The organism is Pseudomonas sp. NPDC088890 (assembly GCF_044900155.1).
Taxonomy (GTDB): domain Bacteria; phylum Pseudomonadota; class Gammaproteobacteria; order Pseudomonadales; family Pseudomonadaceae; genus Aquipseudomonas; species Aquipseudomonas urmiensis.
The window spans coordinates 159,877-185,304 of sequence record NZ_JBJDNG010000003.1; the positions used below are offsets into that span (position 1 = coordinate 159,877).

Sequence of the window (25,428 nt, forward strand, 5' to 3'; positions counted from 1 at the left end):
AGGAGCCCCGCGAATGATCGATAGCCTGACCTGCGACGCCGAACTCGACGCCAGTGGTCTGAACTGCCCATTGCCGCTGCTCAAGGCCAAGATGGAACTCAATCGCCTGGCCAGTGGCGCGGTGCTCAAGGTGATCGCCACCGATGCCGGTTCGCAGCGCGACTTCAGCACTTTTGCCCGCTTGTCCGGTCATACCCTGCTGCATGAAACAGCCGAGTCCGGCATCTATACCTACTGGCTGCGCAAGGCCTGAGTTTTTCTCCCAAGGATCGTCAATGTTCAAAGTGCTTCGCGACTGGATGCAGCGCTACTTCTCCGACGAAGAAGCGGTGGTGCTGGCGGTCCTGCTGGTCCTGGCCTTCACGGCGGTATTGACCCTCGGCGGCATGCTCGCCCCGGTGCTGGCGGGTTTGGTCCTGGCGTTTCTGATGCAGGGGCTGGTCAATGCCCTGGAGCGGCTGAAAGTCCCTAGTCGGTATGCCGTGGGGCTGGTCTTCGCCTTGTTCATGGGTGCCCTTGGGGTGTTCCTGCTGGTGCTGGTGCCGCTGCTCTGGCACCAGTTGATCACCCTGTTCAACGAGTTGCCGGGCATGCTCGGCAAGTGGCAGTCGTTGCTGTTGCTGCTGCCGGAGCGCTATCCGCACCTGGTATCTGATGAGCAAGTGCTGCGCGCCATCGAGTCGGTGCGGGACGAGATCGGCAAGTTCGGCCAATGGGCGCTGACCTTCTCGCTGTCGAGCCTGCCGCTGCTGGTCAACGCGATGATCTACCTGGTGCTGGTGCCGATCCTGGTGTTCTTCTTCCTCAAGGACCGCGAGTTGATCGCGCGCTGGGTCAGCGGCTATCTGCCGCGTGAGCGCACCCTGCTGACCCGGGTGGGCGATGAGATGAACCGGCAGATCGCCAACTATATTCGCGGCAAGGGCATCGAAATCCTGATCTGCGGGATTGCCACCTACATCGCCTTCATCAGCCTGGGGCTCAACTATGCGGCGCTGCTGGCGTTATTGGTGGGGCTGTCGGTGGTGGTGCCGTACGTAGGGGCGGTGGTGGTGACCGTGCCGGTGACCTTGATCGCGCTGTTCCAGTGGGGCTGGGGCGACCAGTTCATCTACCTGATGGCGGTGTACGCAATTATCCAGGCGCTGGATGGCAACGTGCTGGTGCCGCTGCTGTTCTCCGAGGCGGTGAGCTTGCACCCGGTGGCGATCATCTGTGCGGTGTTGCTGTTTGGCGGGCTTTGGGGGTTCTGGGGGATCTTCTTTGCCATCCCGCTGGCGACCTTGTTCAAGGCGGTGCTGGATGCCTGGCCCAGGCAGGAGCCAGCGGTGGCGCCGTTGCTGTAAAGAATTGGGGCCGCTTTGCGGCCCCAGTCGATCTCAAGCCTTGTTCAGGTTCTGAGCCGCGGCCAGCACGGCATCTACATGCCCCGGCACCTTCACTCCACGCCACTCCTGACGCAACACGCCATCCTTGTCGATCAGGAAGGTGCTGCGATCCACGCCCAGGTATTCCTTGCCGTACAGCTTCTTCAGCTTGATCACATCGAACAGCTGGCACAGCGCCTCGTCCTTGTCGCTGATCAGTTCAAAGGTGAAGCCCTGCTTGGCCTTGAAGTTCTCGTGCGACTTGATGCCATCACGCGACACGCCAAACACCACCGTGTTGGCAGCCTGGAACGCCGCGTGCTGGTCGCGAAAGCCCTGGCCCTCGGTGGTGCAGCCTGGGGTGCTGTCCTTGGGATAGAAGTACAACACCACCTGCTTGCCTTTCAGCTCAGCAAGACTGACGGTCTGGCCACTGGTGGCCTGGGCCTGGAAGTCGGCAACGGGTTGGTCGAGTGCTACGGCCATGGGAGTTTCCTTACATCGGGTTCTGTGGGCGCCACGGTTCGATCAGCGCATCCAGGTTCAGGGCGTCGGCAAAGTCCAGGAACTGATCGCGCAGCCAGCTGATCTGGGTGCCGGCCGGCAGGATCACGGTGAACTGGGCGTTGAGCATGTTGCTGCCAGTCTGCGGCGCCAGGTAGGTGTCGCAGGTCATCGCTTCGAGCTCGACGCGGTGGTCGAGGAAGAACTGGCACAGCTCATTGATGATGTCCGGGCGATAGGCGGCGCTGACATAGGCCACATAAGGCAGGGCCTGCGGGCGCACTTCCTGGTCGGCGCTGCGCACCACATCCAGGGTCAGGCCGTGCTTCTTGCCCAGGCCCGGCAAAATGGCTTCAAGGCGCGCCAGGGCGTCCCAGCTACCGCCGACCTGCAGCACCAGCGCGCTGGTCTCGCCATGACGGGACAGACGCGAGGTGACCACCGCGCAACGATTGTCGAACGCGGCGCGGCTAAGGACGTTGGCCAGCTCCATCGGGTTGGGGCCCAAGGCACTGATGACAAGGAATTGTTCGCGGACTGTGGGGGTGGACATGCAGCATTCCTAAAGCGATGAGCGGTCGGGGCAGGACGGGGGCTAGCTTCCTTTTGCGCAGGGTCCCAGGCCGGTGAAGGCGCTCATGGACGCACGTGGGGAGCACTGTCGACGGCCCGACGGGCCGCGCTGCACCGATCAAAGGATCAAGGGTAGCGAAAAGCAGCGCCGAGGGGAATGCTCCGCCCGCCAGCTTCGCTTGTGCAAGGCCGATGGCGCCAGTACCATTACCGCTCTCTTTTTCCGGCAGGAGCAGTTACATGATTGCGGGCAGTATGGTGGCATTGGTCACACCCATGGATGCACAAGGGCGTCTTGATTGGGACAGCCTCGGCAAACTTGTAGACTTCCACCTGGAAAAAGGCACGCATGCAATCGTCGCTGTCGGCACCACCGGTGAGTCGGCGACCCTGAGTGTCGAAGAGCACATTCAGGTCATCGAGTTCGTGGTCAAGCGGGTCGCTAAGCGCATCCCGGTCATCGCCGGTACCGGGGCCAACTCCACCTCCGAAGCCGTGCACCTGACCCAGAACGCCAAGAACGCTGGCGCCGACGCCTGCCTGCTGGTGGTACCGTACTACAACAAGCCGACCCAGGAAGGCTTGTACCAGCACTTCAAGCACATCGCCGAAGCCGTCGACATTCCGCAGATCCTCTATAACGTACCCGGCCGCACCTCCTGCGACATGCAGGCCGAGACGGTGATCCGCCTGTCGACCGTGCCCAACATCATCGGTATCAAGGAAGCCACTGGCGACCTGGACCGCGCCAAGGCCATCATCGATGGCGTCAGCAAAGACTTCATCGTCCTGTCCGGCGATGATCCGACTGCGGTCGAGCTGATCTTGTTGGGTGGCAAAGGCAACATCTCCGTTACCGCCAACGTCGCCCCGCGCGAAATGGCCGATCTGTGCGAGGCCGCCCTTGAGGGCAATGCCGAGAAGGCCCGCGCGATCAACCAAAAACTCATGCCGCTGCACAAAGACCTGTTCTGCGAAGCCAACCCGATTCCGGTGAAGTACGCGCTCGTGGAAATGGGCCTGATGCAACAAGGTATTCGCCTGCCGCTGACCTGGCTGAGCGAAGGTTGTCACGAAAAAGTCCGTACTGCCTTGCGCCAGTCCGGCGTACTGGTTTAATCGAGGAAGTACACCGCATGAAGCGACTGGCTGGTCTTTCCGCCCTTGCCCTGATCATTTCCAGCACCAGCGGTTGCGGGTGGCTGTGGGGCGACGAGGGTTATTTCCGCGACCGCGGCAGCGATTACCTGCAGGCGCAACCGACCGCGCCAATGCAGCTGCCGCCGGACGCTGCCAACGTCAAGCGCCTCGATCCGCTGTTGCCGATCCCGCGTAACGTGGCTGACGACACCGCCACCGGCGAGTACGAAGTACCGCGTCCGCAACCGCTGACGTCCGGTGCCGATATCAGCGACTTCAGCCTGCAGCGCAGCGGCAGCAGCCGTTGGGTACTGGCCCAGCGCTCGCCAGCCGAAGTCTGGCCGGTGACTCACCAGTTCTTCGAGGACAACGGCTTCCGTATCGCCGAAGAGCGCCCGCAGACCGGCGAATTCACCACCACCTGGCAGCGTTTCGATGAGCTCTCGGCATCGCTTGGCCAGCGCCTGGCCAGCTCCGCCAGCAGCAGCGACAGCGAAGTACGGGTGCGGGTACGCATGGAGCCTGGTGTGCAGCGCAACACCTCCGAGGTGTATGTGGTCAGCGCCGAGCGCCCGGCCGGCAGCACTGCCGAGACCGAGTTCCCGTCCAGCTCCACCAACACCGCTGTCGATGCCCTGCTGGTCGACGAAATGCTCGCCAGCATGAACCGCAGCGCCGAGAAGGGTGGTTCGGTCTCGCTGTTGGCCGCACGTGATTTCGACGCACCAAGCCGCGTCAGCCTGAGCGAAGACGGCAGCGGCAACCCGGTGCTGTACCTGGGTTCTGACCTCGACCGCGCCTGGTCTGGCGTAGGTCGCGCCCTGGAGCAGGGTGAGTGGCGCGTCGAAGACATCAACCGCAGCCTGGGCCTGTACTACATCAACTTGTCCGAAAAACCTGACGACAAGCAGAACCAGCCAGGCTTCTTCAGCCGCCTGTTCGGCAGCGAGCCGACCAAGGAAGAGCGTGAAGAACGCGCCGAGCGTTATCAGGTGCGCCTGAGCAAGGTCGGCGAGAGCGTGCAGGTTACCGTCGAGAAGAACATCAACACCGTGGCCCCGGCCGATGTCGCCCGCCGCGTGCTGAGCGCCATTCAGGATCACCTGGGTTAAGTGCGCTTCGCGGTACTGGGAAGCGGCAGCCAGGGAAACGGCACGCTGATCGCCAGTGGTGACACGTTCATCCTGGTCGATTGCGGGTTCTCCCTGCGCGAAACCGAGCGGCGCCTGGCGCTGCTCGGGGTCAAGGCAGCGCAACTGAGCGCGGTATTGGTCACCCACGAGCATGCCGATCATGTGCATGGCGTAGGCTTGCTGTCACGGCGCTACAATGTACCGGTCTACCTCAGCCAGGGCACCTTGCGCGGTTTGCGCAAGCCGGTGGAGGTGGCCGGTTTTCTCGGTTGTGGCGACACCCTCGGCATTGGCGCCTTGCAGGTCAGCGCGGCGCGGGTCGAGCATGATGCCTACGAGCCGTTGCAGTACGTGATCAGCGACGGTCGTCGGCGCTTCGGCATGCTGACTGACCTGGGCTGCTACGATGCACGCCTGCTGGAGCGCTACCAGGGCCTGGATGCACTGTTGATCGAGGCCAACCACTGCCGCGACCTGCTTGCCCGCGGCCATTACCCGCATTTCTTGAAATTGCGGGTCGGTGGCAACCAAGGACATTTGAACAACCACCAGGCCGCCAACCTGGTGGCCGAGCTGGGATGGCAGCACCTGCAGCACCTGGTGCTGGCGCATCTGAGCAGCAAGAACAACCTGCCACAACTGGCCCGTCAGTGCTTCGTCGACACCTTGGGGTGCGACCCGGACTGGCTCCAGGTGGCGAATCAGGAACACGGGCTCGACTGGCGCGAAATCGCCTAGCCCAACTACTCAAGCAAGCGGAGCCCAATCATGGAAAAACGCGAAGAACTCTACCGCGGCAAGGCCAAATCGGTTTACAAGACCGACGACGCCGACCGCTTGATCCTGCTGTTCCGTAACGACACCTCGGCGTTCGACGGCAAGCGCATCGAACAGCTCGATCGCAAAGGCATGGTGAACAACAAGTTCAACGCCTTCATCATGCAAAAGCTTGAAGAAGCCGGCGTGCCGACCCAGTTCGACAAACTGCTGGGCGACAACGAGTGCCTGGTGAAGAAGCTCGACATGATCCCGGTCGAATGCGTCGTGCGTAACTACGCCGCCGGCAGCCTGGTCAAGCGCCTGGGCGTCGAGGAAGGCCTCAAGCTCGAGCCCTCGACCTTCGAACTGTTCCTCAAGAACGACGAGAAGGGCGACCCGTTCATCAACGAATCCCACGTGGTTGCGTTCGGCTGGGGCACCGCCGAGCAACTGGTGGAGATGAAGAAGCTGTCGCTGAAGGTCAACGAAGTGCTGAACAAGCTGTTCGATGACGCCGGCCTGCTGCTGGTCGACTTCAAGCTGGAGTTCGGCGTATTCCACGGCCAGATCGTCCTGGGCGACGAGTTCAGCCCTGACGGCTGCCGCCTGTGGGACAAAGAAACCCGCAAGAAGATGGACAAGGACCGCTTCCGCCAGGGTCTGGGCGACGTGATCGAAGCCTACGAAGAAGTTGCCAAGCGCCTGGGCGTGCCGCTGTAAGGCCCGCATTGACGCAAGCGTTTGATACCACGCGAATTTTTTTCAAATAAAGGTTTGCCTTTCGCGAAATCGCTGGTATCATGCGCGCCACTGGAGAGATGCCGGAGTGGTCGAACGGGACGGATTCGAAATCCGTTGTACTGGCAACAGTACCTAGGGTTCAAATCCCTATCTCTCCGCCATACATCGAGGAGCCCCGCAGATTAATGTCTGCGGGGCTTTTTCGTTTCTGGATTTAAGCTATACATCACTTCCTCTGCTGGCATGCTCGGAGAGAGCACAGGACGCAGTAGGGGATCGGTTGAGATTTTAGGATGAATCCACTAGGGGTAGGTCTTTTCTCAGGATCAGCATGAGATCCAAAAGGACAATGGCGACGTCGGTGCCGATTGGAGAAACTCAGACAATTCGATTCCATTCCAATCGATGCTTCCCACTCCTTATCTTGTGAAAGTACGTACTCATCAGTAATGGGCTTAAGGGCCCATGCTCTTTTCTCGTCCTGCGTACTTATTGCGTTAGGTACGCAGGATTACGTCACGAAATTATTGGGATGCAGCTAGAGTGCACTTTTGCAGGTGCGCTTGACCGATGTCCTCAGGAACAATTTCAAGCTTTGCTCCACCTACAAACACGCCAACCTTGATCGACTGACGCACGTAGTAATTCTTGCCAGCAGCCGCTACCAAATCGATCACATTGTCACTGAACTCTGATTCAGTACCGATCTTGTGCAGGCCAGGTGTGATCAAGCGATGGAAGTACACCCGGTTCGCGGTCTCACCGATAGTCTTGCCATCCAGCGTGACAGTTTTCTTCAAGCCCTGGCCTGCAAAACTGTCACGGTAGATGTACAGCCCAGCTTGGTCAGCGGGAGGTGAGGCAAATGTCTTTAGCGCTGCGTCGGCCTCTGGTGACTCCATCGGTACAGACGCGCACCCGGTGAGGATGGCAAAGCCAACGGCGGCCGCGAAAAGCTTAATTCGAGCGTGCATATGAGTCCTTTATCAATCGATACCTAGTTTGGGCGACTCCAAGTCGCTGATGGCATTATGCCGTTATCTATTACAGGTTCGAAGCTATTTGAGTCAAAAGCGATAACGATCCCTTGCGGTGCCCACTGTTAAACGCCTTAAAGCGATACCCCACGAATGTAGGTTCTCCTCAAGTACACTTGCTGGAACGCGTCACGACGAGGGGTCAGGGACTTATCACTGGCGTTTTTCTCGTGTGAAAACATCTGATCAATCGATGTCGCGTGCTGGCATGCTGCAATCATTGCACCTCATCCGCGCCTTGTAGAGAATCGCCTCCTTTGCCTCGAAGGGATGCGTGCAAATGAAGTTCGATGGGACTTTTCAATACATGGGTAATCACGGGATCGTCTTCAACGTCTCGCAGATCACTCTCTCCGACAGCGACCGCCCACGCCTGCGCGAGCTGCATTTTGGCGAAGCGAAAAGCGCCCATTACGAAGTCAGCAGCAAGGTCGTTGAGGTCTACGACAAGATGCAGGCCAAGAACCTGCCGTGCCTGATGATGATCGGCATTTCCAAGCCGCTGACCCGGCAGCAGGGCGACGTGCTGAACGCGCAGCGCACCACCGTTGCCAACATTGCAGCGAGTGCGTTCACTAGCGCCACCAGTACTGTCGCCACTCCCTATGTGGGTGTTCCGTTAGGGGCGGGAGTACGTCTTTATGCCAATAAAATCCTGCCCACCTACCATGCTGGCGACGTACTGGTCAGCATTGAGGCGCAGGTCAATGGCGGGATTGGTCCACAGCGCTCGGGCACGTCGCTGATTATCAAGGCTTGAGGGAGGCGTACATGTCCGACATTACTCAACTGGTCATCGCCCTGGTGCTGTTCTTCCTGCTTGATCAGTTTCTGAAGCCCTATTTACTGCGCAAGTGGCTAGGGGTGACGTTACTGGTGGCTGGTGCGATTGGCTGCATTACTGCAGGTCAGATCCAAGTGATGGGGGCTGACCTGGGGTTGTGGTCAGTCTTTGCTGTGTCCCTGGGTGTCGGGTTGTTCATCAGGCGACGGCGGTTTGTCGAAGTTGGCTAACGTCGAGCGATGTAAAGCCCCTGAGTTCAGCGATGAAGTCAGGGGCTTTTTTGTCCATTCAGCGAGCTGCGTTGCCGGACGATGGTTCTGCCGCTAGCGAGACTTCCTGCGACAAGGCTTTGGCCATACCCGAAAGATAATGCACTGCTGTCATCAAAGTCGGCGCGTTTTTCAGATCCTGATTGATAGCGAGATCGCTGAGCATGTGCGCGCAACTTATCAGCGTTGTTGATTGTTCCAGCGCATAGTTCACGGCATGGCCGGCGACCACTCGAAACAGTGGTTCTGGATTATTGATGTCGCCGCTATCACCGAAACCCGCTATGCCATGCGTGGTTGCAAGGGGTTCTTTATCCTTGGTCATTCTCTCTCTCCTTGATTTGAATAATCCTGTCAGTGCCGCAAGTTGACGCGGCTCAACGCAACTTCCACCAGGCTGCGGGCATTTTCGATTTCATGTATCGCCGCAAGGGTCATGAATTGGCCAGCTGGCAGGGTGTGCAGCAGCACTGTTTGTTGAGCGACGGTTAGTGCGCAGAGCAAGTATTCGGAGGTTTGAATAAGGATGTCTTCGAGGGAGGAGTCGCTTGAGTAGAGCGGTGGGTCAGGGACAATCTTTAGCATATGCACCTCTGGGATCAGTGGGGCTGCTACAGACCTGCTGTCAAACAAGAGGGTGGCAGCTGTACACGGGTTGACAGACCGAGGATCCCAGAGAACCCGGCGCACACAAGGTGCCCCGCGTACAGCCGCCATAAACGGTGCACGTGTTCCGAGATCTGTTAGGCCTGTCAAAGCCGGTCGCTGATTTGGCAGCGACCGGCTGAGACTAGGGACAGTTCTCGGCAGTGGCAACGGCTTGAGGGCGCACGGAGTCTGTTTGGGAAATGGACTACAAGCTATCGGGAAATTCTGATTAAGCGGTGTAGGAATGGTGTTGTTTTCGCCGGGATGGCCTCACCGCGGGCAAGCCCGCTCCTACAGGTGGCGGGGTGTTTTTATAATGGCGGATCGGATCCAATAGTTTGAACGGTATATGGAAATGGGTTAGGATCCGCGCGCCATCAGTATGCTGGCGTATCATTATTTAAAGGACTTTGTATGAAAAAGCTGTTCAAAGCTACCGTTGCAGTAGCAGTCGTTTCGGGTGTTGCACTGCTGTCGGGCTGCACCGGTCAGGTCTACAACCAGCAAAAGAATTGCTCCTACGACTACCTGTTCCACCCTTCGGTTTCTATCTCTAAAGTTATCGGCGGCTGCGGTCCAATCGACAAGCTGCCACGCCCGCAGTAATTTTAGATGCCCGACTGAACCCTTCTGGATTCAGTCCAAAACCCCCTGGCATGAAAGTGCCAGGGGGTTTTTGTTTATGGCCCTGGGCGCGGCGTTTGGTCACTGAGGCATCCCGCCACCTTGCGCCGGCCTGCGCAATTTGTTTGTGCTGGCATTTGGGTTACAATCGGCGAAACGTTTCAGCCCTGGCCGGTCAATTCGACCATCGGCTGGCGTCCCTGTTTCTAAGCTGCTGACTCCAATGATCAATAACAAGCGTGCGCTGAAGGACATGGATAAACGAGGCCCGGCCTAGGCCTTCCTTACGTGCTAACGATTGGAATTGATCAATGTTCAAGAAAGCTGGCAAGACCCTGCTGGGTCTGGCTGTAGCGGCAAGCCTGATGCAGGCGCACGCTGACGAAGCCAAGAAAGTCGACGTGCTGCTGGTTGGCGGCGGCATCATGAGTTCGACCCTGGCGGTCTGGCTCAACGAGCTGGAGCCTAGCTGGTCGATGGAGATGGTCGAGCGCCTGGATGGCGTGGCTGAAGAAAGCTCCAACGGCTGGAACAACGCCGGTACCGGCCACTCCGCCCTGGCCGAGCTGAACTACACCCCGGAAGACAAAGACGGCAACGTCAATATCTCCAAGGCCATCGAGATCAACGAGTCGTTCCAGATCTCCCGCCAGTTCTGGTCGTGGCAGGTCCGTCAGGGCGTGCTGAACAACCCGCGCTCGTTCATCAACACCACCCCGCACATGAGCTTCGTCTGGGGTGATGACAACATCAAGTTCCTCAAGAAGCGTTACGACGCGCTGCAAACCAGCCCGCTGTTCCGCCCGATGCAGTACTCCGAAGACCACGCGCAAATCGCCAAGTGGGTTCCGCTGATGATGGAAGGGCGTGACCCGAACCAGAAGCTGGCCGTGACCTGGACGCCGATCGGCACCGACGTCAACTTCGGCGAGATCACCCGCCAGTTCGTCAAGCACCTGCAAACCCGCGAGAACTTCGACCTCAAGCTGTCCAGCGAAGTGCAGGACATCACCCGCAACGAAGACGGCTCCTGGCACGTCGAGTACAAGAACCTCAAGGACGGCACCACCACCGCCACCGACGCCAAGTTCCTGTTCATCGGTGCTGGCGGCGGCGCGCTGAAGCTGCTGCAAAAATCCGGCATCCCGGAAGCCAAGGAATACGCAGGCTTCCCGGTGGGTGGCTCGTTCCTGGTGACCGAGAACCCGACCATTGCCATGCAGCACATGGCCAAGGCCTACGGCATCGCCTCGACCGGCGCGCCACCCATGTCGGTGCCGCACCTCGATACCCGCGTGCTCGATGGCAAGCGCGTGATCCTGTTTGGCCCATTCGCGACCTTCTCGACCAAGTTCCTCAAGAACGGCTCGTACCTGGACCTGCTGAGCAGCACCACGCTGCACAACGTCTGGCCGATGACCAAGGTCGGTGTCGATCAGTACCCGCTGGTCGAGTACCTCGCAGGCCAGCTGATGCTGTCTGACGACGATCGCTTCGCGGCCCTGCAGACCTACTTCCCGCAAGCCAAGAAAGAAGACTGGCGTCTGTGGCAGGCGGGTCAGCGCGTGCAGATCATCAAGCGTGACGAAGACAAGGGCGGCGTGCTGAAGCTGGGCACCGAAGTGGTCACCTCCCAGGACCGCTCGATCGCAGGCCTGCTGGGTGCATCGCCAGGTGCCTCGACCGCCGCGCCGATCATGCTGACCGTGCTCGAAACCGTGTTCAAAGAGAAAGTCGCCACGCCTGAGTGGCAAGCCAAGCTGCACCAGATCGTGCCGAGCTACGGCACCAAGCTGAACGACTCGCCAGCCGCGGTGCAGAAAGAGTGGAACTACACCTCTGAAGTGCTGCAGCTGGAGAAGCCACCGGTCATCGATCAGACCGTGGGCACCGACACTACCCCGAGCAAGCCGGTTGAAGCCAATCCTGCTAGCGACATGGCGTTGTAAGACTGCGCCGGCCCTGGCGACGTTGTGATGTCGCCGGTGCCATCGCGGGGCAAGCCCGCTCCTACGCAATCCCGTAGGAGCGGGCTTGCCCCGCGATGAGGCCAGTAGCTTCAGCCAAGAACCACGAGGTTAACCCCTCGTGGTTTTTTTACGCCCAATCACTTACCGCTGAGCACCCGTGTCCAGATCCGCGTACTCAAGCGCATCCCCGCCGGGCTCATGGTCTGAATCGGGAACAGCGTATCGAGCACAGCTTGTGGCGGGTAAACCGCCTCGTTAGTGCGCAGCGCCTCATCGACCAAGGGCAGGGCGGCCGCGTTGCCGTTGGGGTACTTGACCGCGTTGCTGATCCCGGCAATCACCTTGGGTTCGAGCAGGTAGTTCAAGTACGCATAGGCATTGTCCAGGTGCGGCGCGCCTTTGGGGATCACCACCATATCGACTGCCACCGTGGAGCCTTCTCGGGGAATGCTGTAGCCGATGTTCACGCCATTGCCAGCCTGCTGAGCGCTGCTCATGGCTTGCAACACGTCGCCACTGAAGCCGATAGCCACGCAGATATTGCCGTTGGCCAGGTCGCTGACGTACTTCGATTGATGGAAATACTGGATGTACGGGCGCACAGCCAGCAGCGCTGCTTCAGCCTGCTTGAGGTCTTCAGGTTTTTGGCTGTGCGGATCCAACCCCAGGGTCTTGAGGGTGATGGAAATGATCTGCGTCGGATTGTCGAGGAAGGCCACCCCGCACTGGCTGAGCTTCTTGATGTTCTCGGGCTTGAACAACATCTGCCAGGACTGGGTGACCTCGATATCTCCAAAGATCGCCTTGATCTTGTCGACGTTGTAGCCAATGCCCGTGGTCACCCACAGGTAGGGGATCGCATAGCGATTGCCGGGGTCGCTGGCCTCGAGGATGTGCATCAGCTTGGGATCGAGGTTGTGCCAGTTGGGCAGCTTGCTGCGGTCCAACTCCTGGATCGCCCCGGCCTTGATCAGGCGCGGCAGGAAGTGGTTGGACGGGCTGGCCAGGTCGTAGCCGCTACCACCGGTCATCAGTTTGGCTTCGGTGGTTTCGTTGCTGTCGATCAGGTCGTAGGTCGGCTGCACGCCGGTACGGCGGTTGAACTCGGCCAGCGTGTCGTCGGCGATGTAGCCACTCCAGTTGGCGATGTTGACGGTTTCCGTGGCTTGGACCGCACAGGCCAGCAAGGCGGAGATGGACAGGGCGAGGCAGCTGCGCTTGATCATCGTTTTTCTCTCTTGTTGTAACGGAAGATGCGCCGGGTCGATCAACGTTCGTGTCGCGCCCGGTGAACCTCCCAGGCCATGCGCACGCTGGCGCCGATGTCGAAAAAGGGTTTGGGCGGCAGGTAACCCGGTTGCGCCTGGCTGAGCACATCGCTCAGTAGCGACGAGTCGGCGCCGATTGCCAGATCGACCAGCAAACGGCCCCACAAGGTGCCGCGCGCGACCCCTGAACCATTGCAACCGGCGACCGCGTGCAGGCCTTGCTCGACCTTGGCGAAGTACGGCTCGCCGGAGCGAGTGCCGCTCAGGTGGCCGGTCCAGGTGTATTGCAGGTCACTGCGCTGGATGCCGGGGAAGCGCGTTTGCAGCCCGAGCAGGTGGCGTTGCTGGCGCACGGCCAGGGCATTGGCGTCCAGGTCGTGCTGGCGGTACTCCACCGTATTGCGGATCAGCAGGCGCCGACCCGGCAGCAGGCGCAAGGTGCAGCCGCCAGGCAGGGTGGACAACACACCCCAGCCCTGGTCATCGAACAGCGCCTGCCAGTGCGGCTCGTTCAGCGGGCGGGTGATGCTGGCGCTGAGCTCCAGGGCGAAGGTGCCGCTGCGGTGCAAGCCCACGCGCGGCAGGAAGGCGCCGACGCAGAGCAACACCTGGGGTGCCTGCACTTCGCCGTTGGCAGTGGTCACCTTCCAGCCCACACCCGGTGCACGCTGCAGAGCGCTCACCGCTGTGTTTTCATAAACCTCGACCTGCTCAGGCAGGCTGTCGGCCAAGCCTTTGACATACTTCGCCGGCTGCAGCAGGCCGTTGCCGCCCGCGCAGTGAATCGCCTGGGTGTAGAACGCAGTCCCCAAGCGCTGTTGCAACGCCTGTGCTTCAAGGTACTGGGCCTTGGCGCCAACCGCCGCCAGGGTTTGCACGGCAAGTTCGGCGTTTGCCAGGTGCGCAGGCTGGTGCACCGCGAAGTGATAGCCGCCTTCATCCAGCTCGCAGGCGATGCCCAGTTGGCGTACGCGCTGACGCACTTCATCGCCGGCCGCGACCCCGATGCGCGAGGCGACTTGATAAGCGGCAAAACCGGCAGCGCCGATCAGTTCGCCAGCACTTGGCAGTTCGTGGCTCACGACAAAGCCAGAATTGCGCGCCGAGGCGCCCTGGGCGATGCGCTGGCGGTCGACTAGCACGATGCGCTGAGCGGGAAAGCGACTGGCCAGGGTATGTGCTGCCGACAGCCCGGTAATGCCGCCGCCGATGATTAGCCAATCCGCTTTCTGTGAGCCTTGCAGGCAGGGGCGGGGCGCGGACTCGCCGGCCAGCGCGATCCAGCCACAGTGGTTGTTCATTGTAGGGCACTCCTTCACAATCAATGCGCAGGAGTGATCGGAGAGAACCCCCTGCATGCGCCGTTAGCACTTAATCTACGGGCAATTCAGGGGCGGAATCTAACGTTAAAAATTCATCCATCCATTCGAGATTTGCATGGATAACACGCTGCGTATTCCCTCGTTGCAAGCGCTGCAAGCCCTGGTTCGGGTGGCCGATACCAGCAACTTCACCGAAGCGGCGCGTCAGTTGCACCTGACGCAGAGCGCCATCAGCCGACAGGTGCAGCAGCTTGAAGAGCACTATCAAACCGTGCTGTTCGAACGCACCAGTCGCAAGGTGGCGCTGACCGCCCATGGCCGCGAAGTCTATGCGGTGGCGCAAGAGATGCTGGAGTCGCTGCGCGATCTGCAGCTTCGCCTGGCGCCGCCAGCGCAGGACCGACCATTTCGTATCCGTATCTTCGTGTCCTTGGCCGTACGCTGGTTGTTACCGCGTTTGAGTTCGTTCTATGCCATCAATCCCGGGCTGAGCCTATCGATCGAAACCGTCAGCGGCGAGCGGGTGGACACCGGTGGCGACTGCGATGCCTACGTCTTGTACCTGCCAGAGGGGCTGGACCAGCGGCCGTTGACGCCGCTGTTCGATGAATACCTGATACCCGTCTGCGCGCCGCTGCTCAGCGGCGGGCAACCTGCACCGCGTTCGCTGGATGAACTGACCGGACACGCGCTGATCCACGGCTCCACGGGCCGTCATGAATGGACCCAGTGGCTACAGGCCCAGCAGGACCAGGCCGAGCGCAGCTACCAGCACTTGCTGTTCAACCTCGATGATCTGGCGCTGGATGCGGCTGCCCGAGGCTTGGGCGTGGCGATGACCGACAAGATGCTCGCCCACGATGCGTTGGCCCGCGGCGATCTGGTGGTGCCGTTCGGCGAGGCGTTGCGCACCGGTGGGGTGTACGCGCTGTGGCTGCGTGACAGCGGGGTGAGGCACCCCGCGTGCAAAGCGGTGCTGAGCTGGTTCGAGGAGCAAGTGGAGCAGACCACCCGCGCAGCTTGACGGCTTAGTGAGAGTGGCGTGGCATGCCGCCTTCGCGGGCGATCACCTTCATGTGCAGGGTGGCCGGCTCCAGGCAGCCGCCGGTGGACAGCTGCCCGACCAACTGGCGATACAGCTCTTGCCAAGGCGTTTGCGAGGCCAGGACGTTCGGCGTCCAGGCGGCGCGACGGCGGGCCATCTCGTCTTCGTCCACCAGCAGGTCGACCCGTCGTTGGTTGAGGTCGACGCGCAACCGGTCGTTGGTTTGCAGCAGTGCCAGGCCGCCACCCACCGCCGCTTCCGGCGACATGTTGAGGATCGACGGGCTGGCCGAGGTGCCGCTCTGGCGACCGTCGCCCAGGCATGGCAGCGAATCGACGCCGCGCTTGATCAGCGCTGCGGGCGGGGCCATGTTGACCACTTCGGCGCTGCCCGGATAACCAACGGTTCCGGCACCGCGAATGACCAGGATGCAGCGCTCGTCGATGTCCAGCGCCGGGTCATCGATCCGCGCGTGATAGTCCTCGGGGCCCTCGAAGACGATCGCGCGGGCCTCGAAGCTGTTCTCCTTGCCCGGTTCCGACAGGTAGGTCTGGCGGAAGGCTTCGCCGACCACCGACATCTTCATGATCGCGCTGTCGAAGAAGTTGCCGCTAAGCACGATGAAGCCGGCGCCATGCTTGAGTGGCGCGTCGTAGGGCAGGATCACGTCGGTGTTGCTGGTGACGCTGTCGCTGACGATCTGGCCGATGCTCTTGCCGCTGACCGTGGCGCAGTCTTGATGCAGGCGGCCGGCCTTGTGCAGCTCGTGCATCACGGCCGGTACGCCACCTGCACGGTGGAAACCTTCGCCCAGGTACTTACCTGCCGGCATGCAGTTGACCAGCAGCGGCACGCTTTCACCGACCCGCTGCCAGTCGTCCAGCGACAACTCGATGCCCATGTGCCGGGCGATGGCGATCAGGTGCGGCGGACAGTTGCTCGAGGCGCCCAAGGCCGAAGCGACGGCGATGGCGTTTTCGAATGCCTGGTGGGTCATGATCGCGGAAGGGCGTATATCCTCCATGACCAGCTCGCAGATGCGCTTACCGGTGGCGTAGGCCATCTGCCCACGCTCGCGGTAGGGCGCCGGGATGCTGGCGCAACCTGGCAGGGACATGCCCAGGGCTTCGGCCAGTGCGTTCATCGACAGCGCCGTGCCCATGGTGTTGCAGTGGCCCACCGACGGCGAGGCGGCGGTGGTCATTTCCATGAAGCCTTCGTAGTCGATCTCACCGGCGGCCATCAAGTTGCGCGCATGCCAGAGCACCGTGCCGGAGCCGATCAACTGCCCTTTGTGGTGACCATCGAGCATCGGCCCGCCCGATAGCACGATCGCCGGCAGGTCGGTGGTGGCTGCGGCCATCAGGCAGGCCGGGGTGGTCTTGTCGCAGCCGGTGGTCAATACCACGCCGTCCAGCGGGTAGCCATGCAGGATCTCCACCAGGCCCAGGTAGGCCAGGTTGCGATCCAGCGCGGCCGTGGGGCGGCGGCTTTGCTCGGCGATCGGATGCACCGGGAACTCCATCGGGATGCCACCGGCATCGCGGATACCGGCCTTGACCCGTTGCGCCAGTTCGATGTGGTGACGATTGCACGGGGTCAGGTCGCTGCCGGTCTGGGCGATGCCGATGATGGGCCGCCCCGATTGCAGTTCGTCGCGGGTCAGGCCGTAGTTCATGTAGCGCTCGACATACAGCGCCGTCATGTCGGCGTGGCTTGGGTCGTCGAACCATTGCTGGCTGCGCAGGGGGCGTTTCGGGGTCTGGCTCATGTCAGGAACTCTCTTGTCTTTATGGGGCGCAGGTCAGCGTTGCAAGACGCTGGCGTGAACAGGTGCGATAGGGGCAGCCGCACCGCGGCCGACGGCGTCATCCAGCGCGGTCAGGTCACGGCCACGGGTTTCGGTCGACAGCAGGGTGCCGAGCAGGGTAAGGCCGGTGAGCGCCAAGGTATACAGGGCCAGCACCCAATAGCCGCCACCGGCAAGGCCGACCAGGAAGATACCGAGGATCGGCGCCAGGCCGCCGGAGAGCATCGCGCCGATCTCTCGCGACAGCGCCACCCCGCTATAGCGATAGCGGTTGCCGAACAACTCGGTGAAATGCGCGCATTGGGCACCGAGCATGCTGTTGGCGGCCAGGGCGAAGCCACCGACCACGGCGATGCACACCAGGGTCGGGTCGCCGCTGTCGATCATCCACCACGACGGGAATGCCCACAACGCGCCGAACAGAGCGCCGCCGCGGTATACCGCCAGGCGCCCATAACGGTCCGATAGCGCGCCGAACAGCGGCGTGGTGAAAATGCTGAGGATACTCGCCGCCAGCACCGCATTGGTGCCGATGCCCGCCAGGTTGGCGCCGCTCTCGCCCAGGTGACGGCTGGCAAAACCCGTGAGAAAGGCAATCGAGACCGTGGCGTACAGGGTCGAGCAGCCGGTTTCGGCCATGCGCATCAAGGTGGTGGCGGCCAGTGGCCGACGGGCGTTGCGCAGCACTGCACGCATCGGCGACTCGATCACCTGTTGGTTCTGGCTGAGCTGCTGGAAGACCGGGCTTTCCTTGAGCTTCAGGCGAATCCACACCGCCATGAAGATCAGCACCACGCTGGCCAGAAACGGCAAGCGCCAGCCCCAGTCGAGCAGTTGCTCTTGGGTTAACGTGGCCTGTAGCACGCGAAAGGTGATGGTCGCCAGGGCCAGCCCGCTGAACACCCCAATGAACGGCAGGGCCGCGTAGAAGCCGCGACGCTCGCGCGGCGCCAGCTCGGCCATCAGGGTGGCCGCGCCGGTCTGCTCGGCACCGGCGCCAAAGCCTTGCAGCAGGCGCAGCAGCACCAGCAGCAGGGCCCCGGTGGGCCCGGTCGGCAGCAGGCCGATCAGGGTAGTCGCCGCGCCCATCAGCGCGATGGTCAGCAGCAACACCAGCTTGCGCCCTTTGCGATCACCCAGCGAGCCGAAGAACAGCCCCCCGAACGGCCGCGCCAGAAACCCCGCGCCGTAGGTGGCGAAACTGGCCAGCAAGGCGCCGGTGGTGCCCAGCGAGGGGAAGAAGATATGCCCGAAGACCAGCGCCGAAGCCAGCCCGTAGAGGGCGAAATCGTAGTACTCCAGAGCACTGCCGACGGCGCCGGTATAAATCGCTCGGCGCAGTTGGCGGGGATCGGGCGTGGGGGGGACGTTGCTCTCGGTTTGCATGTTCTGCCTCGCTTGTTGTTGTTATGGGCGCAGCGGGTAAGTCGGCTTAGCGTTGCAGCAACCCTCGTTGCGCCAGGTTGCGCATCAGTGCAGCCAGGCCGAAGGTCCAGGGCGCAGCCTGGTCACTGCGGCTGACTTGGTTGTGCAGGGCACCGAGCAACGGGCTTGAGATGGTCACCAGGTCACCGGCCTTGTGGGTGAACCCCGCGCCTGGGTGATCGCGGTCTTCGGTCGGCGCGAACAGGGTGCCGAGGAACAGCAAGAAACCATCGGGGTATTGGTGGTTGCGGTTGAGGGTCTGGCGCACCAGGTCCTCGGGGTCGCGGCTGATCTGGTCCATCGAGCTTCTTCCGGCGAGCACGAAGCCATCGCTGCCGCGCACCTCAAGGTCGACCACGCAGTTGCGCACCGCATCCAAGTCGAAGGTTTCGTCGAACAGGCGAATGAACGGGCCAATCGCGCAGGAGGCATTGTTGTCCTTGGCCTTGCTCAGCAGCAATGCGCTGCGCCCTTCGAAATCACGCAGGTTGACGTCGTTGCCCAGGGTCGCGCCGTGGATGCGCCCACGGCTGTCGACAGCCAGCACCACTTCCGGCTCGGGGTTGTTCCATTGCGAGCCTGGGTGCACGCCGATCACGCTGCCGCTGCCCACCGCCGCCAGTACCGGGGCCTTGGTAAACACTTCGGCGTCCGGGCCGATGCCCACTTCCAGGTACTGCGACCACATGCCTTGCTCGATCAACAGGGCCTTGAGGGCCATGGCCTGTTCCGAGCCAGGCTTGACCGCACGCAGGTTGTCGCCGATCACCGCACTCACCGTCGCTCGCACTGCCTCGGCGCGGGCTGCGTCGCCGCCCGCCTGCTCCTCGATGACCCGTTCGATCATGCTCGCGGCGAAGGTCACTCCGGCGGCCTTGATCACTTGCAGGTCCAGCGGCGGCAGCAGGTAGGGGCGGCTGCTGTCAGGTTGGCTGGCGCTGTTGGCCAGCAGCTCTTGCACGCTGCCGATGAAGCGCCCGGCCGTCGCGCGCAAGGCGTGCAGGGGGGATTCGCTTTCAAGCAGTTCGCTCAAGGTGGCGAAGCGCTCGGACAGGTCGAACACGCCATCGGCGCGCAGCACGATCGGCGAGGGGCCGGCGATCTGGCCAGGGATCCAGGCCCGACCGACCAGGGTGCCGGTGAGGCCGTCGTGGGGCAGGGTGTTGGCGGGAGTAAGGGTCAGCGGCATGGCAGAGGGTCTCTTGAGTCCTGAAAGCTGCACGCTAGGTAAGCGACGCGATAAACTCCAATGGCATCTTTTCACTAATCGATAACATCAGGTTATTGCACCAAAGGTGGATACCATGTCGGACCTGTCGTTCTCCCACGTTTGCAACTGGCTCAAGTTCCGCCATCTGCTGCTCATCGACACCCTTGGCCGCACCCGCAACATGCACTTGGCTGCCCAGCAGATGAACCTCAGCCAGCCGGCGATCAGCAAGATGCTCAAAGAGATCGAAAGCCTGCTGGGCTTTGCCTTGTTCGAACGTCAACCGCGCAGCATGCCGCCCACGGCCCTGGGCGAGCAGGTGCTGCGTTATGCCCAGGTCGCCCTCAACGATGCGCGCAACTTCGTCGACCAGATCGGCAGCCTGCGCCAGGGCGGGCATGGCCATCTCAAAGTGGGCGGGATTTTCGCCGCTACCGCCGTCGCCCTGCCGGACGCCATCGTGCAGATCAAGCAACGCTGGCCGTTGCTGTCGATAGAAGTGGTCGAGCAGACCAGCGACCATCTGATGGAGATGCTCGATGACAAGATCCTGCACCTGGCGGTAGCGCGCTTCACTGACGAGGCCCAGCGCCAGCGTTTCGACTTCCAGGCACTGGCGCCGGAGCCGTTCTGTTTCGTGGTCAATCAGCAGCACCCGCTGTGCGACCACGGCCCGGTGACCCTGCAGCAGTTGCTCGAATGGCCATGGATTCTCTACCCCAAGGGCACGCCGATCAGGGGCCGCATGGAACGCGCCTTCGCCGAGGCGGGAGTCGGGGTGCCACGCAACACCATCGATACCATTTCCATGCAGACCTTTCTCAAGGTGCTGCAGGGCGGACCGATGATCGGCATGTTGCCCCAGGCCATGGTCGAGCCGCACCTGGCCAGCGGCGTGCTGCGCATCCTCGATACGCCCTTGCATCTGGCGCCGCAGGACTACGGCATTCTCACCCGCAAAGGTGAAGTGCTCAGTGGCGCGGCGCTGGAGTTTGCCCAGATCCTGTTGGCCGATGCGCAGAAAGCGCGAGAAATCCGATAACGATCTGTTATCGGATGATCCACAAATGCCATTGGGAAAGAATCGCAGGCCCGCCTAGATTAGCGACCAGTGTTTTCCAGCATGCCAAGGAACATCCATGACTCCGAACGCAGGTCAGCAATTTATCGGCGGCGCCCGTAGCGGCGCAGGCCAACCGCTGTTGCACAGCATCGACGCCCACACGGGCCAGGCCTTGCCGGGGGCCTTTTACCAGGCCAGCGACGCCGAGATCGACGCTGCCGCACGTGCCGCCGCCCAGGCCTATCCCGTCTATCGGGCACTGGCGCCGCAGCGTCGGGCGCAGTTTCTCGACAGCATTGCCGAACAGCTTGATGCCCTGGGAGAAGACTTCATCGCCCTGGTCAGCCGCGAGACGGCGTTGCCGGCGGCGCGTATCCAGGGTGAGCGCGCTCGCACCAGCGGTCAGTTGCGCTTGTTTGCCCAGCTACTGCGTCGCGGTGATTTCCTCGCAGCCCGCATCGATCGCGCTCAACCGCAGCGCACGCCGCTGCCGCGTAGCGATATCCGCCAGTGCCGCATGGGCCTTGGCCCGGTAGCGGTGTTTGGTGCCAGCAACTTCCCCTTGGCCTTTTCCACTGCCGGTGGCGACACCGCTGCGGCGCTGGCTGCCGGCTGCCCGGTGGTGTTCAAGGCGCACAGCGGGCATATGGCCACTGCCGAGGCGGTCGCCCAGGCCATCATTCGTGCGGCCGAGCGCTGCGCCATGCCGGCTGGGGTGTTCAACATGATCTTTGGTGCCGGGGTCGGTGAAACGCTGGTCAAGCATCCGGCGATCCAGGCAGTGGGCTTTACCGGTTCGCTCAAGGGCGGGCGAGCGCTGTGCGACATGGCGGCGGCACGTGCGCAACCGATCCCGGTGTTTGCCGAGATGAGCAGCATCAACCCGGTGATCATCTTGCCAGAGGCTCTGGCGAGCCGAGGTGAGGCCATTGCTGGCGAGCTGGCCGCCTCGGTGGTGCTAGGCTGCGGACAGTTCTGTACCAACCCAGGGCTGGTGTTGGGCGTGCGTTCTGCGCCGTTCAGCGCTTTCGTCGAGCAATTACAGGCGCGTATCGCCGACCAGCCGCCGCAGACCATGCTCAACGCTGGCACCCTGCGCAGCTATGCCCAGGGTGTGGCTCAGCTCAAGGCGCACCCGGGCATCCGCCACCTGGCCGGCGCCGAGCAGCCAGCAGGGCAGGCCTGCGCGCAGCTGTTCCAGGCCGATGCCGAGTTGCTGTTGAGCGGTGAACCGTTGCTTCAGGAAGAAGTGTTTGGCCCTGCCACGGTGCTGGTCGAGGTCGCCGATCGCAGCGAGTTGCTGGCGGCGCTGGCGGCGCTCGGCGGGCAACTGACGGCCACCCTGATTGGCGAGCCGGCTGAGTTGGCCGAGGCCTGCGACCTGGTGGAGCTGCTCGAACACAAGGCCGGGCGCCTGCTGATCAACGGCTACCCGACCGGCGTCGAGGTCTGCGAGGCGATGGTCCACGGCGGGCCGTATCCAGCCACTTCCGACAGCCGCGGCACCTCGGTCGGCACCCTGGCGATCGATCGCTTCCTGCGCCCGGTGTGCTACCAGAACTTCCCCCAGGCACTGTTGCCCGAGGCGCTACGCGACAGCAACCCACTCGCGCTGCTGCGCCTGGTCGATGGCCAGCCCAGCCGCGACCCTTTGTCCTGACCCGCTGCACCACCGGGCGTACTGCGCCCGGTGCCCTGTCGATAACAACAATCAGGCATGCCCGACATGCCGAGGGGCTTCAACGATGCACAGCCAACCCGCCGCACCGGCCCGCGATCCGGGCTTCGAAGACCGTACCTATCGCAAGGTGATCCTGCGTATCCTGCCAATTCTGCTGTTGTGCTACATGGCCGCCTACCTGGACCGGGTCAACATCGGTTTTGCCAAGCTGGACATGCTCAACGACCTGCAATTCAGCAACACCGTGTATGCCCTGGGCGCCAGCGTGTTCTTCTGGGGCTACTTCCTGTTCGAGGTGCCCAGCAACCTGTTGCTGCACCGCTACGGCGCGCGCTTCTGGATCGCCCGGATCATGGCGAGCTGGGCGATCATTTCCATGGCCGTGGCCTTCACCGTGCCGCTGGCGAAACTGTTCCACGTCGAGGCCAGCACCATGTTCTACGTGCTGCGCTTCTTGCTGGGTATCTGCGAGGCGGGGTTCTTCCCCGGCGTGATCCTCTACCTCAACTACTGGTTCCCGACCCAGCGCCAGAGCCGGGTGATGTCCGGCTTCCTGATGGCCATGCCGGTCAGCCTGACCTTGGGCGGGGTGCTCTCAGGGTGGTTGATGACCAGCCTCGATGGCTGGCACGGCATGGCCGGCTGGCAGTGGATGCTGCTGATCGAAGGCCTGCCTTCGGTGATCATGGCGGTGGTGGTGTTCACCTGCCTGTGTGACAACATCGACAAGGCCCATTGGCTGTCGGCTGACGAGAAGCAGTTGCTCAAGGCCAATCTGCAGCAAGACAACCAGGGCAAGGTCTCACGCCTGAGCGAGGTGTTCTTCAATCCGCGGGTGTGGCTGCTGGTGTTCATCCTGCTGACCTTCAACACCGGTTTCTATGGCCTGGCCTTCTGGATGCCGTCGATCATCAAGAGCGCCGGCATCACCAGCAGCTTTGATATCGGCTTGTTGACGGCCATCCCCTATGGCGTTGCGGTGATCGCCATGCTGCTCAATGCGCGCCACTCCAACCGCACCGGCGAGCGCCGCCTGCACGCGGTGATACCTGCGTTCATCGGCGGCTGCGGCTTGATCCTCAGCGCGTTTTTCTCCGATAACCTGGTGCTCTCGGTGGTGTTCCTCACTGTCGCGGCCTCCGGTGTGCTCAGCCTGATGCCGATCTTCTGGACCCTGCCGGGCACCCTGTTGTCGGGAGTTGCCGCTGCGGCGGGGATTGGCATGATCAACGCCATCGGCAACCTGTCCGGTTTCACCGGTTCGATGATCACGGCGGTGGCCGAGAACCTGACCGGCAACATCAACAACGGCACCTATGTGTTGGGCTTGTGCCTGTTCGTCAGTGCCGTGCTGATCCTGGCCATCCCGGCAAGCATGCTGGGGCGGCGTGAAGCCCCGAGCAATGCATCACTGAAACTGGAGGCGGCATGAACCTTCAGGGCAAACGGGTGCTGATCACTGCCGCTGGCCAAGGCATTGGCCTGGCCAGCGCGCAGGCGTTCGCGGCCGCCGGGGCAGAGGTGTTCGGTAGCGATATTCGCATCGACAGCCTGCTCGATGAGCCAGGTATCCAGGCGCGGGTTCTGGATGTGACCTCGGCCTCGGCGATCGAGGCGCTGCGCGCCGAACTGGGCGATATCGACGTGCTGTTCAACTGCGCAGGTTTCGTGCACAGCGGTGGCATTCTGAAGTGCGACGAAGCGGCCTGGGAGCGTTCGCTGGCGCTCAACGTCACCGCCATGTACCGGATGATCCGTGCGTTCCTGCCAGGTATGCAGCGCCGCGGTGGCGGTTCGATCATCAACATGGCGTCGGTGGTTTCCAGCGTCAAGGCGGTGCCCAATCGCGTCGCCTATGGCGCGAGCAAGGCGGCCGTGATCGGCCTGACCAAAGCCGTCGCCGCCGACCATGTCGCCGAGGGCATCCGCTGCAACGCGATCTGCCCGGGTACCGTCGACTCACCGTCGTTGCACCAGCGCATCGCGGCCCAGGCCCTGGCCCAAGGCCGCGATGCGCAGGAGGTCTACCGGCAATTCGTCAACCGCCAGCCCATGGGCCGGCTGGGCAGCGCCGAGGAGATCGCGCAATTGGCCGTGTACCTGGCCAGCGACGCGGCGGCCTACACCACCGGCGGTGTGCACCTGATCGACGGTGGCATGAGCTTGTGAATCCTTTGTATCGAGACAGGAGATACCCATGAAGTTGTTGCGTTATGGCGACAAAGGGGCCGAGCGTCCGGGCCTGCTGGACAGCGCAGGGCAGATTCGCGACCTCAGCCAACATGTGGCGGATATCGCCGGTGCAGCACTGTCCAGCGACAGCCTGGCGCGCCTGGCCAGCCTGGATCCTGCCAGCCTGCCGTTGGTCCCTGGCACGCCGCGTATCGGCCCCTGCGTCGGGCAGATTGGCAAGTTCATCTGCATCGGTCTCAATTACGCCGACCATGCCGCTGAAGCCGGCATGGCCGTGCCCAGCGAGCCGATCATTTTCAACAAGTGGACCAGCGCGATCTGTGGCCCCAACGACGATGTGCAGATCCCACGAGGCTCGACCAAGACTGACTGGGAAGTGGAGCTGGGGGTAGTGATCGGCAAGGGCGGGCGCTATATCGACCAAGCCAATGCCCTGGAGCACGTCGCCGGCTACTGCGTGATCAACGACGTATCGGAGCGCGAATGGCAGCTTGAGCGCGGCGGTACCTGGGACAAGGGCAAAGGCTTCGACACGTTCGGGCCGATTGGACCGTGGCTGGTGACCCGTGACGAGGTGCCCGATCCGCATGCGCTGGATCTCTGGCTGGAGGTCGACGGCAAGCGTTATCAGCGCGGCAACACCCGTACCTTGATCTTCGGTATTGCCCAGTTGATCGCCTACCTGAGCCGCTGCATGAGCCTGCAGCCGGGTGATGTGATCTCCACTGGCACCCCGCCCGGAGTCGGCATGGGGATCAAGCCAACGCCGGTGTTCCTGCGTCCCGGGCAGGTCATGCACTTGGGCATTGAAGGCCTTGGTGAACAACGCCAGCTCACCGTACAGGCAGATTGAGAGTGAGTC

Annotated in this window: 26 protein-coding genes and 1 tRNA gene; 17 read left to right on the forward strand and 10 right to left on the reverse strand. The window is 62.2% G+C overall.

Annotated elements, in window-relative coordinates; translation table 11 throughout:
• Positions 1–13 precede the first annotated feature (13 nt).
• Both ACI2JX_RS08465 and ACI2JX_RS08470 read left to right on the forward strand, forming a co-directional pair.
• Positions 14–253 carry a sulfurtransferase TusA family protein gene (locus ACI2JX_RS08465; protein WP_186555338.1) on the forward strand — a complete coding sequence of 80 codons (240 nt, stop codon included), beginning with the start codon at positions 14–16 and terminating at the stop codon, positions 251–253.
• Positions 254–275: 22 nt separating this feature from the next.
• A complete protein-coding gene (locus ACI2JX_RS08470) occupies positions 276–1,346 on the forward strand; it encodes an AI-2E family transporter (RefSeq protein WP_264236165.1) in 1,071 nt (356 codons plus the stop codon).
• Positions 1,347–1,379: 33 nt separating this feature from the next.
• Here ACI2JX_RS08470 and ACI2JX_RS08475 read toward each other — a convergent pair whose 3' ends face one another.
• Together ACI2JX_RS08475 and ACI2JX_RS08480 are read right to left on the reverse strand one after the other, a co-directional pair.
• Entirely contained in the window at positions 1,380–1,853 is a 474-nt protein-coding gene (locus ACI2JX_RS08475) for a peroxiredoxin (RefSeq protein WP_404689873.1), read from the reverse strand.
• A gap of 10 nt (positions 1,854–1,863) precedes the next feature.
• Complete coding sequence (locus tag ACI2JX_RS08480) at positions 1,864–2,424, reverse strand: glycine cleavage system protein R (RefSeq protein WP_404689874.1); 561 nt, start codon at positions 2,422–2,424, stop codon at positions 1,864–1,866.
• Positions 2,425–2,684: 260 nt separating this feature from the next.
• Between ACI2JX_RS08480 and dapA the strand changes: the two genes are divergently transcribed.
• The 5 genes from dapA (at position 2,685) to ACI2JX_RS08505 (ending at position 6,378) form a co-directional block, all read left to right on the forward strand.
• Positions 2,685–3,563, forward strand: coding sequence for a 4-hydroxy-tetrahydrodipicolinate synthase (gene dapA, locus ACI2JX_RS08485; RefSeq protein ID WP_404689875.1), 879 nt, complete (start codon positions 2,685–2,687; stop codon positions 3,561–3,563).
• A 17-nt stretch (positions 3,564–3,580) separates the two neighbouring features.
• Positions 3,581–4,696, forward strand: a complete 1,116-nt coding sequence (gene bamC / locus ACI2JX_RS08490; RefSeq protein ID WP_264236167.1) for an outer membrane protein assembly factor BamC — start codon at positions 3,581–3,583, stop codon at positions 4,694–4,696.
• A complete protein-coding gene (locus ACI2JX_RS08495) occupies positions 4,697–5,455 on the forward strand; it encodes an MBL fold metallo-hydrolase (protein ID WP_368973083.1) in 759 nt (252 codons plus the stop codon).
• A 30-nt stretch (positions 5,456–5,485) separates the two neighbouring features.
• Positions 5,486–6,196 carry a phosphoribosylaminoimidazolesuccinocarboxamide synthase gene (gene purC / locus ACI2JX_RS08500; protein ID WP_368973084.1) on the forward strand — a complete coding sequence of 237 codons (711 nt, stop codon included), beginning with the start codon at positions 5,486–5,488 and terminating at the stop codon, positions 6,194–6,196.
• Positions 6,197–6,288: 92 nt separating this feature from the next.
• Positions 6,289–6,378, forward strand: a tRNA-Ser gene (locus ACI2JX_RS08505).
• Positions 6,379–6,741: 363 nt separating this feature from the next.
• Here the strand turns inward: ACI2JX_RS08505 and ACI2JX_RS08510 are convergent.
• Positions 6,742–7,191 (reverse strand): DUF2846 domain-containing protein, encoded by a 450-nt coding sequence (locus tag ACI2JX_RS08510; RefSeq protein WP_404689876.1) that lies wholly within the window; start codon positions 7,189–7,191, stop codon positions 6,742–6,744.
• A gap of 343 nt (positions 7,192–7,534) precedes the next feature.
• Between ACI2JX_RS08510 and ACI2JX_RS08515 the strand changes: the two genes are divergently transcribed.
• A complete protein-coding gene (locus ACI2JX_RS08515; RefSeq protein ID WP_404689877.1) occupies positions 7,535–8,014 on the forward strand; it encodes a hypothetical protein in 480 nt (159 codons plus the stop codon).
• Between the two features lie 11 nt (positions 8,015–8,025).
• Positions 8,026–8,268 (forward strand): hypothetical protein, encoded by a 243-nt coding sequence (locus tag ACI2JX_RS08520; RefSeq protein ID WP_404689878.1) that lies wholly within the window; start codon positions 8,026–8,028, stop codon positions 8,266–8,268.
• 58 nt (positions 8,269–8,326) lie between these two features.
• On the opposite strand, the gene ACI2JX_RS08525 is transcribed toward ACI2JX_RS08520, so the two are convergent.
• Positions 8,327–8,632, reverse strand: a complete 306-nt coding sequence (locus ACI2JX_RS08525; RefSeq protein WP_404689879.1) for a DUF3077 domain-containing protein — start codon at positions 8,630–8,632, stop codon at positions 8,327–8,329.
• Positions 8,633–8,661: 29 nt separating this feature from the next.
• Entirely contained in the window at positions 8,662–8,892 is a 231-nt protein-coding gene (locus ACI2JX_RS08530) for a hypothetical protein (RefSeq protein ID WP_404689880.1), read from the reverse strand.
• A gap of 477 nt (positions 8,893–9,369) precedes the next feature.
• Here ACI2JX_RS08530 and ACI2JX_RS08535 point away from each other — a divergent pair, with 477 nt between their 5' ends.
• Positions 9,370–9,561 (forward strand): DUF4223 family protein, encoded by a 192-nt coding sequence (locus tag ACI2JX_RS08535; RefSeq protein ID WP_186555326.1) that lies wholly within the window; start codon positions 9,370–9,372, stop codon positions 9,559–9,561.
• 329 nt (positions 9,562–9,890) lie between these two features.
• Positions 9,891–11,528 carry a malate dehydrogenase (quinone) gene (gene mqo / locus ACI2JX_RS08540; protein WP_404689881.1) on the forward strand — a complete coding sequence of 546 codons (1,638 nt, stop codon included), beginning with the start codon at positions 9,891–9,893 and terminating at the stop codon, positions 11,526–11,528.
• Positions 11,529–11,686: 158 nt separating this feature from the next.
• On the opposite strand, the gene ACI2JX_RS08545 is transcribed toward mqo, so the two are convergent.
• Both ACI2JX_RS08545 and ACI2JX_RS08550 read right to left on the reverse strand, forming a co-directional pair.
• Positions 11,687–12,775, reverse strand: coding sequence for a polyamine ABC transporter substrate-binding protein (locus ACI2JX_RS08545; protein ID WP_404689882.1), 1,089 nt, complete (start codon positions 12,773–12,775; stop codon positions 11,687–11,689).
• A gap of 41 nt (positions 12,776–12,816) precedes the next feature.
• Positions 12,817–14,118: an NAD(P)/FAD-dependent oxidoreductase gene (locus ACI2JX_RS08550; protein WP_404689883.1), complete on the reverse strand. Its 1,302-nt coding sequence runs from the start codon at positions 14,116–14,118 to the stop codon at positions 12,817–12,819.
• 136 nt (positions 14,119–14,254) lie between these two features.
• Between ACI2JX_RS08550 and ACI2JX_RS08555 the strand changes: the two genes are divergently transcribed.
• On the forward strand, positions 14,255–15,163 hold the full coding sequence (locus ACI2JX_RS08555) for a LysR substrate-binding domain-containing protein (RefSeq protein WP_186555322.1): 909 nt from the start codon (positions 14,255–14,257) through the stop codon (positions 15,161–15,163).
• A 4-nt stretch (positions 15,164–15,167) separates the two neighbouring features.
• Here the strand turns inward: ACI2JX_RS08555 and ACI2JX_RS08560 are convergent, their stop codons facing one another.
• Genes ACI2JX_RS08560 through ACI2JX_RS08570 form a run of 3 tightly spaced genes read right to left on the reverse strand, consistent with a single transcriptional unit; the run spans position 15,168 to position 19,608 of the window.
• A complete protein-coding gene (locus ACI2JX_RS08560) occupies positions 15,168–16,955 on the reverse strand; it encodes an IlvD/Edd family dehydratase (RefSeq protein WP_186555321.1) in 1,788 nt (595 codons plus the stop codon).
• 33 nt (positions 16,956–16,988) lie between these two features.
• Positions 16,989–18,380 carry an MFS transporter gene (locus ACI2JX_RS08565; protein WP_404689884.1) on the reverse strand — a complete coding sequence of 464 codons (1,392 nt, stop codon included), beginning with the start codon at positions 18,378–18,380 and terminating at the stop codon, positions 16,989–16,991.
• A 46-nt stretch (positions 18,381–18,426) separates the two neighbouring features.
• A complete protein-coding gene (locus ACI2JX_RS08570; protein ID WP_404689885.1) occupies positions 18,427–19,608 on the reverse strand; it encodes a fumarylacetoacetate hydrolase family protein in 1,182 nt (393 codons plus the stop codon).
• 115 nt (positions 19,609–19,723) lie between these two features.
• Between ACI2JX_RS08570 and ACI2JX_RS08575 the strand changes: the two genes are divergently transcribed.
• The 5 genes from ACI2JX_RS08575 (at position 19,724) to ACI2JX_RS08595 (ending at position 25,419) form a co-directional block, all read left to right on the forward strand.
• Positions 19,724–20,671 (forward strand): LysR family transcriptional regulator, encoded by a 948-nt coding sequence (locus tag ACI2JX_RS08575; protein ID WP_264236176.1) that lies wholly within the window; start codon positions 19,724–19,726, stop codon positions 20,669–20,671.
• Positions 20,672–20,768: 97 nt separating this feature from the next.
• Positions 20,769–22,352 (forward strand): aldehyde dehydrogenase (NADP(+)), encoded by a 1,584-nt coding sequence (locus ACI2JX_RS08580; RefSeq protein WP_404689886.1) that lies wholly within the window; start codon positions 20,769–20,771, stop codon positions 22,350–22,352.
• An 85-nt stretch (positions 22,353–22,437) separates the two neighbouring features.
• Positions 22,438–23,805: an MFS transporter gene (locus ACI2JX_RS08585; protein ID WP_404689887.1), complete on the forward strand. Its 1,368-nt coding sequence runs from the start codon at positions 22,438–22,440 to the stop codon at positions 23,803–23,805.
• The gene (locus ACI2JX_RS08590; protein ID WP_404689888.1) at positions 23,802–24,542 is read left to right on the forward strand and encodes an SDR family oxidoreductase; all 741 of its coding nucleotides are present in this window, start codon (positions 23,802–23,804) and stop codon (positions 24,540–24,542) included. The genes ACI2JX_RS08585 and ACI2JX_RS08590 overlap by 4 nt, the downstream gene beginning before the upstream one ends.
• Positions 24,543–24,570: 28 nt before the next feature.
• Entirely contained in the window at positions 24,571–25,419 is an 849-nt protein-coding gene (locus ACI2JX_RS08595; protein WP_404689889.1) for an ureidoglycolate lyase, read from the forward strand.
• The last annotated feature ends 9 nt before the right edge of the window (positions 25,420–25,428 follow it).